The following is a 12625-nucleotide window of genomic DNA, read 5'->3' on the forward strand; positions in this document are numbered from 1 at the left end:
GACACGGGACGCTATGATACACATCCCAGGCGATAGCCCGGTGCAGCAAGGCGCGCCGGGCGATTTAATCTGCGCGGCAGAGGACATATTTGACCGCGAGGCAGTGGATGCACGGCTCGCCGAATGGCAGCCCTCAGAGGTCGACGACCTGCGTAAATACGCTGTTGATATCCTTGGGGCCGAGATGCGGCGCGGGCGCGACGTCATCGCCGCCGCGCTGGCCGCCGAGCCGTTGCGCGCGCGCGCCGCGACGCGCGCCTATAGTTGGCTAACGGACTGCCTTGTGCTGGCTACGTACCGTCTGGCGACAGATGTCATGCATCCCCTGCCGACCCCAACTGAATCCCAGCGCCTCAGCGTCGTTGCTGTCGGCGGCTATGGGCGCGGCGAAATGGCGCCCGAATCAGACGTCGATCTGCTGTTTCTGACCCCCTACAAAATCACCGGCTGGGCAGAGAGCGTGATTGAGTCCATGCTCTACATCCTGTGGGATTTGCGCCTGAAAGTGGGCCATGCAAGCCGCACCATTCGCGATTGTCTGCGCCTTGGGTCAGAGGATTTTACCATTCGCACCTCCCTGCTGGAGCATCGCTGGCTGGCGGGTGATACTGAGTTGGCCGGCGATCTGCGCCACCGCCTCTGGAACGATCTGTTTTCCGGAACCGAACGTGAGTTCACCCAGGCCAAGCTGGACGAGCGCGAGACGCGCCACCAAAAGCAAGGCGGCCAGCGCTATATGGTCGAGCCGAACGTCAAGGAGGGAAAGGGCGGGCTGCGCGACCTGCAATCGCTCTTCTGGATCGCCAAATACACCTACCGCGTCACCGATAAGGCCGATCTCGTCCGGCAGGGCATGTTCACGCCCGAAGAGTTCGACACCTTTGCGCAGGCCGAGAATTTTCTCTGGGCCGTGCGCTGCCAGTTGCATCTGATCACCGGACGCCCCAGCGACAAACTGACCTTTGATCTGCAAGTCGCCGTAGCCGAACGGATGGGTTACTCCGACCGCGCCGGGCGGCGCGGCGTCGAGATTTTCATGCAGGACTATTTCCGCCACGCCACCGCCGTTGGCGATCTGACACGCATTTTCCTAACGCAGCTAGAGGCGGCCCATGTCAAATCCGAGCCATTGCTTCAGCGTCTTTTCCGCCGCAAGCGCAAGCTGAAGGACGGTTTTGGCGAGGTGCATGGCCGCCTCGCAATCGAAAACGACACTGCCTTTCTTGGCGATCCGCTGAACATCCTGCGCATCTTTGATGAGGCGCTGCGCACTGGCCTGCTGATCCACCCCGATGCGATGCGGCTGATCACGGCCAATCTGGATCTTTTCACTGATGAGGTGCGCAACGATCCAGCCGCGCAAAAGCTGTTTCTTGGCCTCATGCTGCGCCACGGAAATCCTGAGCGTGCGCTGCGCCGCATGAACGAGCTGGGCGTGCTGGCCGCCTTCATCCCCGAGTTCGAGCCGATCGTGGCGATGATGCAGTTCAATATGTATCACCACTACACGGTGGACGAACATACGATCCAATGCATCAGCCACCTCGCCCGGATCGAGCGCGGGGAGCTGATCGAAGAGCTGCCGATCGCATCCTCAATCCTCAAGAATGGCGTGAACAGGCGCATCCTCTATGTCGCGCTGCTGCTGCACGATATTGGCAAGGGCCGCAGCGAGGATCATTCGATCCTTGGCGCCAAGATTGCGCGCAAGGTGGCGCCGCGTCTGGGGCTTAAACCGCGCGAGGTGGATACCGTCGAATGGCTGGTGCGCTATCACCTCTTGATGTCGGACATGGCGCAAAAGCGCGACATCGCGGATCCGCGCACTGTGCGCGACTTTGCCAAGGCGGTGCAGGTGCGCGAGCGGCTGGACCTGCTATGCGTGTTGACGGTCTGCGACATATCTGGCGTCGGGCCGGGCACGTGGAACAACTGGAAGGCGTCACTCTTGCGTGCGCTCTATCGCCAAACCCTTGGCGCGATGGAAAACGGGCTGGAGGATCTGAACCGCGAGCAGCGCGGATCAGACGCCAAGCGCAAACTGCGACAGGCGCTAAAGGGTTGGGACGCAAAAGCACTCAAAGAGGAAACCGCGCGCCATTACCCGCCCTACTGGCAGGGTCTGCACGTCACAGCGCATGTCATATTCGCCCGCCTGCTGCAGGACATCGGCGGCAAAGACGGCGAGATCGGCATCGACCTGCACCCTGACGAGGACCGCGATGCCACGCGAGCCTGCTTTGTCATGTCCGACCATCCCGGGATATTTTCGCGCCTTGCCGGCGCTCTGGCTCTAGTAGGCGCAAATGTGGTCGATGCGCGCACATATACGTCTAAGGACGGTTATGCCACGGCGGTATTCTGGATTCAGGACGCGGACGGCCATCCCTTTGCAAGCGAGAGGCTGCCACGCCTGCGCCAGACCATCCTCAAGACGCTAAAGGGCGAGGTGGTGGCCCGCGACGCGATCAAGTCGCGCGACAAGATCAAAAAGCGCGAGCGCGCGTTTCGCGTGCCTACGCATATTACCTTCGACAACGAGGGGTCCGAGATCTATACGATCGTCGAAGTCGACACCCGCGACCGTCCCGGCTTGCTATATGACCTGACGCGCACGCTGGCGGCGGCCAACGTCTACATCGCCAGCGCCGTAATCGCCACCTTTGGCGAGCAGGTCGTCGATACTTTCTACGTCAAGGACATGTTCGGTTTGAAATTCTATTCGGATGCCAAGCAGAAATCGCTAGAGGCGAAATTACGTGCGGCAATTTCCGAAGGCACGCAAAGGGCCATCGAGTGAGCGACGACAAGACAATTCAGACACCGCGCCCAGCACATACGCCGCGCCCTGTACGCATGCTAACAAGCGTTTTCACCGTGAGCGGCTGGACGATGCTCAGCCGTATCTTGGGCTTCGTGCGCGATATTATGATCGCGGGGCTGATCGGGCCCGGCCCCATCATGGACGCATTTGTCGCAGCATTTCGCCTGCCTAACATGTTCCGCCGTTTTTTTGCCGAGGGTGCATTTAATGCGGCCTTCGTTCCGATGTTTTCTAAACGGCTTGAGGGCGGCGACGATCCCGAGGGTTTTGCGCAGCTGGCGTTTAGCGGCCTCGCGCTTGTGTTGCTATTCGTGGTCGCACTCGCGATGATCTTTATGCCCGCGCTGGTCTGGGCCACGGCTGAGGGTTTCGCAGGCGATCAGCGGTTCGATCTGACTGTCGAATTCGGGCGCGTCGTGTTTCCCTACATCTTCTTCATTTCGCTTGCAGCGCTTCTGTCGGGGGTCCTGAATTCCACCGGGCGGTTCGTTGCCGCTGCGGCCGCACCGGTGTTGCTGAACATCATGCTCTGCACCTCAATGAGCGTCGCTGTCTGGACGGGCGGCAGCGTTCCGGGCGCGTTGGTCTGGACGATCCCGTTCGCGGGCGTCGTGCAACTGGCGCTGGTTTGGGTCGCCGCCACGCGCGCAGGTCAGCGTATCGTACCCGTGCGCCCCCGCTGGACCCCCGCCATGAAGCAGTTGGTGCGCATAGCCGTGCCTGCGGCATTGGCGGGCGGCGTGATGCAGATAAACCTTCTGGTCGGCCAGCAGGTCGCGTCGAATTTCGAGAGTGCGGTTAGCTGGCTTTATGCTGCTGACCGCCTGTACCAGTTGCCTTTGGGCGTGGTCGGCATCGCCGTCGGTATTGTGCTGCTACCGGATCTGTCGCGCCGTTTGCGCGCAGACGATGGATCGGGCGCCCGCATGGCACTCAGCCGAGCGGGAGAGATCTCGCTCGCGCTGACCGTGCCGTGCGCTGTGGCGCTGGTCGTTGTCCCAATCCCTCTGATTACCGTGTTATTTCAGCGCGGCAATTTTGGCGTCGACGATACTGCTGCCACCGCGCTGGCGGTGGCGATCTATGGCCTCGGCCTGCCGGCCTTTGTGCTGCAAAAAGTGCTGCAACCGATTTATTTCGCGCGCGAGGATACCAAACGGCCGTTCCACTATGCCATCGTTTCTCTGGTGGTGAACGCAGCGCTGGCCATTGGCCTTTCGCCCTATATCGGCTGGATCGCAGCCGCCATCGGCACAACGATCGCTGGCTGGGCGATGGTCTTGCTACTGGCACGCGGCGTGCGCCCGTTTGGCGAGGTCGCCCGCTTTGATGACCGCTTTCGCAGCCGCATGTGGCGTATTTGCGCCGCATCAGCCGTCATGGGCGTTGCCCTGTGGGCGCTGATGGTGGCGCTGTCGCCTTTCTTTGGTGTGGCCAATTGGCGATGGATGGCACTGGTCTTGCTGATCGTGCTGGGCGGCGTCGTCTATTACTTCGCGGGTCGCATGTTTGGTGCATTCAAAAAGAGCGAGTTGAAAGCCGCGCTAAAGCGTCAGCGCTGAAGCAATCGCGCCCGCAGTTTGGACCAGCCTCCGGGGCGCAGCACGAATGACGCCGAGAAGCCGGTGCAGAACCCCGTCAGGTCCGCGACCCAGCGCAGCGTGCCGCCAAAGAGCAGGCTAAAGAGGAGTTGCGCGCCCATCAGGAAGCCAATCAGCACAAAGGCACGTGATTGGCTGCCACCCTGCTGGCCCAGCTTGAGCCATAGAAGGTAGGTAAACGCCCCAATCAGGCCATAGATGCCCGGAAAGGCGCCATAGAGCCACGGATTGTCCCGCGCGATCAGGCCATAGACCAGCGCGCCGCAGATGGCGGGGATAAAAAACGCAGCCAGCAATGCCATGGGGCGAAACACCTCGCCCACGAATTTGCCCATTGCCAGCAATAGCGCGGCGGCAAAGATCATCTCGCTAAAGCTGCCATGCAGAAACGGGTAGCTAACAAAGCGCATCAGCAATTCAGGCGGATACGTCCCGTTAGCGAACATCCAGCGCAGCAGATCACCGCTAAAGGCATAGTCCTGAATCATCGCCTGCCGCCAGCCCACAGCCTGCGGGCCGCCGATAACTCCCTTGGAGCCAAGGAAGAACGCAAGCTCAGGGATCACCACGGCAAGGAACAAGACCACCACGACCGGCGGCAGTGGGTTGAATGGGCTGGAATCGTCGGGATGGCTCATGGGGGGCGCTCATGCGTTGAGTTGACCCCTCGCTTGACGGGGCATGGGCGCATGGGTAGTTGAGGACGGCACGGAAATCCAGACGGAGACGCAAGATGAGCCAAGCGCAATTCACCCCGCGGGTGTTTTCGGGCATCCAGCCCTCTGGCGACCTGCATCTGGGCAACTATTTGGGCGCGCTAAAACGCTTTGCCGATGCGCAGGAACGCGGCGTGCAGTCGTTGTATTGCATGGTCGACCTGCACGCGATCACCGTTTGGCAGAACCCGGCAAAGCTGCGCCATGCCACGCGCGAGTTGACGGCAGGCTTCATCGCCTCCGGCCTTGATCCGGAAAAGTCGATCCTTTTCAATCAGTCCCAAGTGCCTGAGCACACCCAAATGGCGTGGATTTTCAATTGCGTCGCGCGCATGGGCTGGATGAAGCGTATGACGCAGTTCAAGGACAAGGCGGGCAAAAATGCCGAGAACGCCTCCCTCGGGCTCTTTGGCTATCCGGCGCTGATGGCTGCTGATATTTTGGTCTATCACGCCACGCATGTCCCCGTTGGCGAGGATCAAAAGCAGCATCTGGAGCTGACCCGCGACATCGCGGCCAAGTTCAACCACGACTATGACGTGGAGTTTTTCCCAATGTCCGAGCCGGTCATTGAGGGCGCGGGTACGCGCGTGATGAGCCTGCGAGACGGGTCGAAAAAGATGTCGAAATCCGATCCATCAGACATGAGCCGGATCAACATGACCGACGACGCCGACACGATCTCTAAGAAAATCCGCAAGGCCAAGACCGATCCGGAGCCTTTGCCCAGCGATCTCAAAGGGCTAGACGGCCGGCCAGAGGCGCGCAATCTGGTAAACATATATGCCGGGCTGGCAGGCATAACTGCCGAGGATGTCATGCGAGACATGGGCGGGCGCACCTTTTCAGAGTTCAAACCAATATTGGCCGATCTGGCGGTGGACCGCATGGCACCCATCTCTGCCGAGATGGGCCGCCTGATGCAAGACACGGCCGAAATCGACGCCATTCTGGGCCGTGGATCAGAGCGCGCACGCGAAATCGCCGCGCCAATCCTTGCCAAGACCTATGAGATCGTCGGATTGGTCGGCAGCTAACGCCAGAGGGCGACTGTGTGGTTTTTGCCCAGCTTTCGGGCTTGCCATGTGGGTTTGGGCGCCCGCGCTTGTTTTGAAATGTGGGTTGTGGCAGGCTCTGCGCAATAATTACCGCAATTGAACAAGGCCGCATAGACGGCCAAAGAGGCAGGCGGGCAGTAAAATGACGAAACATTCCAGGCGTATTTTGCCTGTTGTCGGGTTTTCCCTGACCTCTATTGTCGGCTTGGCAGGATGCTCTACGGAAGAGCCCTATATCCGACCGTTTTTCAATTTCTCGTCTTCTTATCAGTCCGCGCCGGGTGGGGCGCCGGTGCTGATGACAAATAACGCATGGTGGGAAAAGCTGAGTGACAAGACGCTCAATGCGCTGATCGCCCGCTCGCTTCACGGAAATATCGATCTGCGTATCGCACGCGAACGAGTGGTTGAGGCCTATACAGGTATTCAAAGCGTTCCGGCACAGGGCCAACTGACGCCATCCGGGTCGATCCGGCGGCAGGGCGGGATTGGCAGCGACTCGTCTAGCGAAACCCGCTCCGAGGCGGCTCTTGGTGCCAATTGGCTGTTCGATCCCTACGGCTTGCGCCGCCAACAGATACAGGCGGCCAGCGCACTGGTTGAGGTGGCCGGCGCCGAGGTAGACGCCGCACGCCTGACGCTGGTCCTTAACATGACCAACGCCTACGTTGACCTGCGCTTCAACCAGCGACTTCTGATTTTGCGGCGCCAGCAACTGGCGTCACGGCGCCAAACTTTTGATCTGACGCAAACGCTGTTCGACAAAGGCGCGACTACCAAGGTGGAAATCACCCGGACAGAGGCGCTGGTGACAGAAACTCAGACCCAGATTCCGCCGCTTCAGGCCCAGATACAAAGCCTCAAGAACGAGATCGCTGTGCTGGCAGGGATGGCGCCGGGAACGCTTGGCATTGATCTGGATAGCCGGATACAACAGCCAAAGCCGAACATGGCCCCCAACACCGGCATTCCAGCCGATCTGCTACGCAATCGCCCGGATATACGGATCGCAGAGCGCAGCTATTACGCCGCAGTGTCCGAGATCGGCGTCGCGCGCGCGGCGCTCTATCCGCAGCTCTCCCTGGGCGGCTCAATCGGGCCAGCCCGAGAAGGTGGCAGCCAGGGGATCGAATTCTTCTTTGGTCCGTCAATCGTCTTTCCCTCGCTTCTGGACACTTCCATCAAAGCCCGCGTGGCCGCCCGTCATTCGCAGGCGCGGCAGGCCCATGAGACTTGGAAAGCCACGGTTCTGGAGGCGTTGCAGCAGGTTGAAAATGCCCGCGCCGCCTATGACGGCAGCGCCCGGTCAGTCAGCAGCGCACGCCGCACCGCGCAACTATATCGCGAGGCTCTCGATCTGACCCGCGACCAAATGGGCCGCGGCGACGTCACCATTCGCGATATGATCAGCGCCGAAGAAGACATTGCCGATGCCGACGTGGTGCTGGCCGATACAATCCGGCAACTGGCCCTAAACTTCGTCCTGCTCAACGTCAGCGTGGGGGCAGGCAGCAATGTGAATGGGGATGGCCAATTGCCTGAAGCAGTCGCGCAGGTCAGCGCTGATTGATACGCTTTGCGCGTCGCGCGAAGCTGGCATTCACAACGCAAGCCGACTGAGCGCCTGCCTGCCCTAAGATGAGCAGTCCCTTATCTGGCTTTCCATCCCCGCAAACACGCCTCAGGATCATTTGCGGATCCGATGAACCAATTCGGCCTCTCGATAGCTTACTCGACAGAAGGAACTTTCTGTGCTGAACTTCGTTTCCTTTTATTGGGCGAGGTGTGTTGATGGACTGGACGTCAAAGAATGTTCTTGTCACCGGAGGGTGCTCTTTTATCGGCTCGCATCTGGTGGAAGGTTTGGTTGATCGTGGTGCGACAGTGCGGGTCGCCGACGATCTTTCTAGCGGAATTCGCGAAAATCTAGAGGGTGCGCTCCAAAGCGGCCGTGTTGAGTTGGAAGTGACCGATCTGCTAGATCCTCGCACCGCCGCGCGAGCCGTCTCTGACATGAATGTCGTGTTTCATTTAGCTGCCACGCATGGCGGCAGGGGTTACATCGACACTCATCAGGCCGCCTGCTCGTCGAATCTAGCGCTTGACGGGATTATGATCCGCGAGGCGCAGCGCGCAGGGGTCGAGCAATTCACGTTCGCGTCCTCAGGTTGCGTCTATCCTACAAGCATGCAGCACGATCCCAAAAAAGAGGTCTTTCTTACCGAGGATCTCGTAAAGCCGCCCTATGAGGCCGACGATATGTACGGCTGGGCCAAGCTAATGGCCGAGCTATCATTGAAGGCATATCATCGGGAGATGGGCCTCAAATGCGCGTCAGTGCGCTATTTTACCGCCTACGGAGAGCGTTGCCCCGCTAACCATGCCGTTATCGCCATGATCGGGCGCGCGTTCCTGCAGCAAGATCCGTTTGTCGTCTGGGGAACGGGCGAGCAAATCCGTAACTGGACCTATGTGTCGGACATCGTCGAAGGCACAATCCGGGCTGCCGAGACCATCGAGGATGGCACTGCAATCAATCTGGGTACGATGGAGCGAACGTCCGTCCTGCAGGCCGCAAAGATGATCCTCGAGAGGTGCAATCATAACGTCAAAATTCAGCCCGATACCAGCAAGCCGACTGGCCCGTATAACCGGGTGGCCGACAACGCCCTTGGAAAGGAGCTCATGGGATGGGAGCCGAGGGTCAGTTTCTCAGATGGTCTGGACCGCACCATCCGCTGGTATTTTGACTCGCACGATCGCGATGATGTTGCCGTTGATTTTGAGGCATCGCTGACAGAACGCGGCCTTGAGAAGGCGGGCCTCAGATAGGTCTCGCAAATGCGCGGTCAATCACGTTATGCCGCGTCAATCAGGTGCCTTCACCCGCGTGGTGTATGAATAGCAACGGCTGGCGAGCACCTTGAGCAGCCAGTCGAAGCCGTCCGATACGAAGCTGCGCGACATTACGGGCGGTCTAACCGCATGATGGCCGACACCACGTTTTGTGTTCAATTCGCGCGGATCTGAAGGGTTCACGATGATCCGGTCAGCGTCAACCGACACGACCTTCGTAACGCCCATTCCGCTTTCGGCGAGCCGACCCCAGATCGTGCAGATCGCACGGATGGAGGGTGCCAGCAACGGGCGCATTAGCCGCGCGTTGGCCTCAAAGGGTTGATGCGCATAGTTCAGATCCAGATAGTCCACCTCTGGGCTAATGGTCAGGGCCATCTCCCCCACCGCCGCGTGGCATTTTATAATATAGGCGCAGCGCGACAGCAGAAGGAAATCCACCAGCACCTCGACCCCGCGCGCTGCTTTCTTGTCGGAAAGATGGAAATTATTTTCATCTGAATCGCTTAAAGACCATTGCGAAAAGGACAGGATCTTGCCCGGATAGGCCTCCTCCAAAACCTTGAGCCACTGGCGCTGGTCGGTGGCGACAAAGATGCCGGTGCAACCCGGATTGTGCGCTAAATACTGATCTATTTGTGGAAAGTATTCCTCGGGCAAAACTTTGCGCGACAGGTTTGGTCCAGTGCCAAAATCAAACTTGTCTGACCCTCTCAGCTGCAAGCCCAAAGTTATTCCTGTAAAATTTTCGCTCGCGAATTTATCCACTTGATCGAGAATGGGCTTTTGGAACCTCACGGTTCCGTCCGCCAAGAACTGCCGAGCATGGTTTCGCTGCATCTGCCACCACTCATGCGGGTAATCGCCATCGGCGGTATTACGGACGCTGCGGTAATATCCGAACGGGTTCATAAACCAGCTATCGCGCTCCCACATATAGAGGCGCGATAACTCGGATGCAGTGGTCAGAGTCACCACCTGCCCCTGCGCTACCAGCGTGGACAGTTCCTGCGCAGGTCCAACCGGCTCATAATAGTAATCCCACGCGTTCGGTCCGCGACTGGCGTCGAAATAGGGGTTCGGTCCACCAAAATAGTTGCTGCGCTCATGCAGGTATATGATCGGCTCTAGCCTCATGCGGCGCGCAAGCTGAAGCTGAATGACGACGCCGTTCAGCTGCGCGACAAGCCCGTCCGAGGTATTGCAGATCAGCAGGTATCGCGGCGCGTTCCTCTTCATGCGACTCCCCCTTCTTCATGTTTGGCGCACGGCATCGATAAAGGACTTTAAGCGCAATAGGACTGCAGGGGACAAGAAAACGAGTATTGCGATGCACGATACCGCGCCGATGGTTATGGCCGATGCGACATAGGGAACGTCCGGCATCCGGCCCAGCGCGACCATGCGCCACAGGACAACGGTAGCAGACATTCCCAGCGCGATCAGCAACGGCGCTCTGGCCGCGCTTGCGTAATCGGCAAACGCAATCTTCTCTGGCGCGAGGGCAAGCCACGTCCGGACGGGAAAAAAGAGTGCCGCCCTCAGGGCAAAAGCGGCTGCAGCAGGTGCAGCGCCATACAGACTGGCTACAGAGATCAATCCGACAGAGAAGACGGCTTCGATCATCACCACATTCAGGTATCTGCGTGTCCGGTCCATTGCCATCAGGTAGGATTCCTGAAGATCACTCAATGCCTGGATCGCTCCGGCTAGACAGATCCACGGCATGATCGTGGCCGCACCGCGCCACGCATCGCCAAAAATGATCTCAATCGACGGATGCGCAATCAGTGCAAGCCCCGCAAATCCGGCAAAGCCTGCCAGCGCCACGATCTGCGTCAGGTCGAGAAAGAACTCGTCCGTGGCCGTGTTGAGTCGGCGCATTGAGGCGATTGTAGACTGGGCGACAGATTTGATCGGGGCGACGATCAAGGTTAGCAAAACCTCGACAAGGCGCCAGCTCAGCGCATAGAGGGCCACCGCATTCGGGCCGACAATCACCCCAAGCGCCACGGTAGGCGTCTGGAACATAAGAAGCGTGGCTGCGCGCAGTATCACCACGCGCGGCCCCAGCCCGCCAATCAGGTGGAACTCCGACATTTTCGGCAATCGCTTGGGCAGCCACCCTGCTGCAGTTATCGCAAACACGCTGTTTATCAGGGTCATTGTCAGACGCTGGCCCACAAGGCTCCAAGCGCCGTAGCCCTGCACCGCCATTAACAATCCGACAAAACCTCCGGCGATCACACCGGCTGTCGATCGTATCGCCAAAACGCGAAACGCCATTTCCCGCCGCAAAAGGGCCGTGGACACACCCGCGACCGAGATCAGCAAAACGGTTGGGCTGGCCACGATCATCAGCCCAACGACCTCCGGCTCGCCATAGATCACCCCGGCGATCTGCGAAAATATAAGGAGGGCGCCGAACACAGCCAGTCCGAACCCAACCAGCGCTACAAATGTGGCCTCCAGACACCCGTCCTTAAGGTCCAGCCGCTCAATGATCCCTTCGGTCAGTGTCTCCCGGACAAGAACTTCGCCGAACAAGGTGAACGCGATTGCCATTGTGGCAAGGCCGAAGCTCTCAGTGCCGACAAGTCGGGCGATCAGGATGAAAATCAGGAAATTGAGCGCCTGCTCGACCCAGGCCGCTCCGCTGGACCAGGCAGCACCGATGACGAAATAACGCTTCAAAGTGCAGGTCCTTCTGCCGATTGACTTTCTTATACTGTTAGCCAGATTCCGGTGTGCAAAGATACCACCAACATATTGACTGATTGACAAATTCTCTGAGTCTTGCAGATTTCCGACGTTATTGCGCTATGCACCTTAATACCGCCCTCAAAATGACCGATTCGGGGACAATCACCATTGACGAATCTTAATATTTGTTAATACTGAAGGGGTTCGTGGTCATATCGGAAGGTGTGACTGCGTGATAGTATGTAACGAGCGTACTTTTTGTAGTAAGGGGAAACGGAATGTTGAAGACTTTGAAGATAACAGCTGCTGCGCTTGCCGCCGTAGTTGTAATGAGCGGATCGGCCAGTGCGGTCACCGTGGCGACCGCAGGTAATTCTTATGATATTACTTCGGACAACCTGTTCGTTGGTGCCGTTGGTTCGAATGGCGGCGCAGGTTCATATTCGGTGAACTTCACCTCACCGACTGATCCTTTGACCGGCAAGTCGGATGCTTCGCTGACAAGCGGTGTCTTGGGTACGTTCTCAGGCCTGACGATCAGCTGGCTTGATGCCGCAACAAGTTCCGTTTTGAACTCTGCTGTGGTAATGGCGGGGATCACTTCGCTCAGCACCACGTTCAGCGGCGCAAACCTTAGCCAGAATCTGGTGTTCACTTGGACAGACTCGAAACTGTCAAAGAACGGTCTCCCGATTGAGTTCGATTTTGACGTCTCGGCTGTACCGCTGCCAGCAGGCGGGCTTCTGCTTTTGACTGCTCTTGGCGGTTTGGGCATGGTTCGTCGTCGCAAGACAGGCGCAACTGCAGCCGCAGCCTAATACCAGATCTATCCGGTAAATATATCAACGCTAAGGGGCCTCGCGGCCC

At 58.7% G+C, this 12625-nt stretch carries 9 protein-coding genes; 6 read left to right on the forward strand and 3 right to left on the reverse strand.

What is annotated here, in order from left to right; all coding sequences use genetic code 11:
• Positions 1 to 13: 13 nt before the first annotated feature.
• Both MK6180000_RS15680 and murJ read left to right on the forward strand, forming a co-directional pair.
• Positions 14 to 2800, forward strand: a complete 2787-nt coding sequence (locus MK6180000_RS15680) for a [protein-PII] uridylyltransferase (RefSeq protein WP_138935579.1) — start codon at positions 14 to 16, stop codon at positions 2798 to 2800.
• A gap of 56 nt (positions 2801 to 2856) precedes the next feature.
• Positions 2857 to 4386: a murein biosynthesis integral membrane protein MurJ gene (gene murJ / locus MK6180000_RS15685; protein WP_138936545.1), complete on the forward strand. Its 1530-nt coding sequence runs from the start codon at positions 2857 to 2859 to the stop codon at positions 4384 to 4386.
• Here murJ and MK6180000_RS15690 read toward each other — a convergent pair.
• Positions 4377 to 5063: a rhomboid family intramembrane serine protease gene (locus tag MK6180000_RS15690; protein WP_138935580.1), complete on the reverse strand. Its 687-nt coding sequence runs from the start codon at positions 5061 to 5063 to the stop codon at positions 4377 to 4379. The genes murJ and MK6180000_RS15690 overlap by 10 nt on opposite strands.
• 95 nt (positions 5064 to 5158) lie before the next feature.
• Between MK6180000_RS15690 and trpS the strand changes: the two genes are divergently transcribed.
• The 3 genes from trpS (at position 5159) to MK6180000_RS15705 (ending at position 9031) form a co-directional block, all read left to right on the forward strand.
• Complete coding sequence (gene trpS / locus MK6180000_RS15695; RefSeq protein ID WP_138935581.1) at positions 5159 to 6178, forward strand: tryptophan--tRNA ligase; 1020 nt, start codon at positions 5159 to 5161, stop codon at positions 6176 to 6178.
• Positions 6179 to 6341: 163 nt separating this feature from the next.
• The gene (locus MK6180000_RS15700) at positions 6342 to 7769 is read left to right on the forward strand and encodes an efflux transporter outer membrane subunit (RefSeq protein WP_138935582.1); all 1428 of its coding nucleotides are present in this window, start codon (positions 6342 to 6344) and stop codon (positions 7767 to 7769) included.
• Between the two features lie 221 nt (positions 7770 to 7990).
• The gene (locus MK6180000_RS15705) at positions 7991 to 9031 is read left to right on the forward strand and encodes an NAD-dependent epimerase/dehydratase family protein (protein WP_138935583.1); all 1041 of its coding nucleotides are present in this window, start codon (positions 7991 to 7993) and stop codon (positions 9029 to 9031) included.
• Positions 9032 to 9067: 36 nt separating this feature from the next.
• Here the strand turns inward: MK6180000_RS15705 and MK6180000_RS15710 are convergent, their stop codons facing one another.
• Both MK6180000_RS15710 and MK6180000_RS15715 read right to left on the reverse strand, forming a co-directional pair.
• Positions 9068 to 10294: a hypothetical protein gene (locus MK6180000_RS15710; RefSeq protein WP_138935584.1), complete on the reverse strand. Its 1227-nt coding sequence runs from the start codon at positions 10292 to 10294 to the stop codon at positions 9068 to 9070.
• Between the two features lie 15 nt (positions 10295 to 10309).
• A complete protein-coding gene (locus tag MK6180000_RS15715) occupies positions 10310 to 11749 on the reverse strand; it encodes an oligosaccharide flippase family protein (protein WP_171054657.1) in 1440 nt (479 codons plus the stop codon).
• A 287-nt stretch (positions 11750 to 12036) separates the two neighbouring features.
• On the opposite strand from MK6180000_RS15715, the gene MK6180000_RS20750 reads away from it, so the two are divergent.
• Positions 12037 to 12576 carry a VPLPA-CTERM sorting domain-containing protein gene (locus MK6180000_RS20750; protein WP_246040548.1) on the forward strand — a complete coding sequence of 180 codons (540 nt, stop codon included), beginning with the start codon at positions 12037 to 12039 and terminating at the stop codon, positions 12574 to 12576.
• Positions 12577 to 12625 lie beyond the last annotated feature (49 nt).

Source organism: Roseovarius arcticus (assembly GCF_006125015.1).
Taxonomy (GTDB): domain Bacteria; phylum Pseudomonadota; class Alphaproteobacteria; order Rhodobacterales; family Rhodobacteraceae; genus Roseovarius; species Roseovarius arcticus.

Bases quoted from the DNA above. Each gene is read 5' to 3' on its own strand.
- MK6180000_RS15680 (WP_138935579.1), top strand. From the start codon at position 14: ATGATACACATCCCAGGCGATAGCCCGGTGCAGCAAGGCGCGCCGGGC.
- murJ (WP_138936545.1), top strand. From the start codon at position 2,857: ATGCTAACAAGCGTTTTCACCGTGAGCGGCTGGACGATGCTCAGCCGT.
- MK6180000_RS15690 (WP_138935580.1), bottom strand. From the start codon at position 5,063: ATGAGCCATCCCGACGATTCCAGCCCATTCAACCCACTGCCGCCGGTC.
- trpS (WP_138935581.1), top strand. From the start codon at position 5,159: ATGAGCCAAGCGCAATTCACCCCGCGGGTGTTTTCGGGCATCCAGCCC.
- MK6180000_RS15700 (WP_138935582.1), top strand. From the start codon at position 6,342: ATGACGAAACATTCCAGGCGTATTTTGCCTGTTGTCGGGTTTTCCCTG.
- MK6180000_RS15705 (WP_138935583.1), top strand. From the start codon at position 7,991: ATGGACTGGACGTCAAAGAATGTTCTTGTCACCGGAGGGTGCTCTTTT.
- MK6180000_RS15710 (WP_138935584.1), bottom strand. From the start codon at position 10,294: ATGAAGAGGAACGCGCCGCGATACCTGCTGATCTGCAATACCTCGGAC.
- MK6180000_RS20750 (WP_246040548.1), top strand. From the start codon at position 12,037: ATGTTGAAGACTTTGAAGATAACAGCTGCTGCGCTTGCCGCCGTAGTT.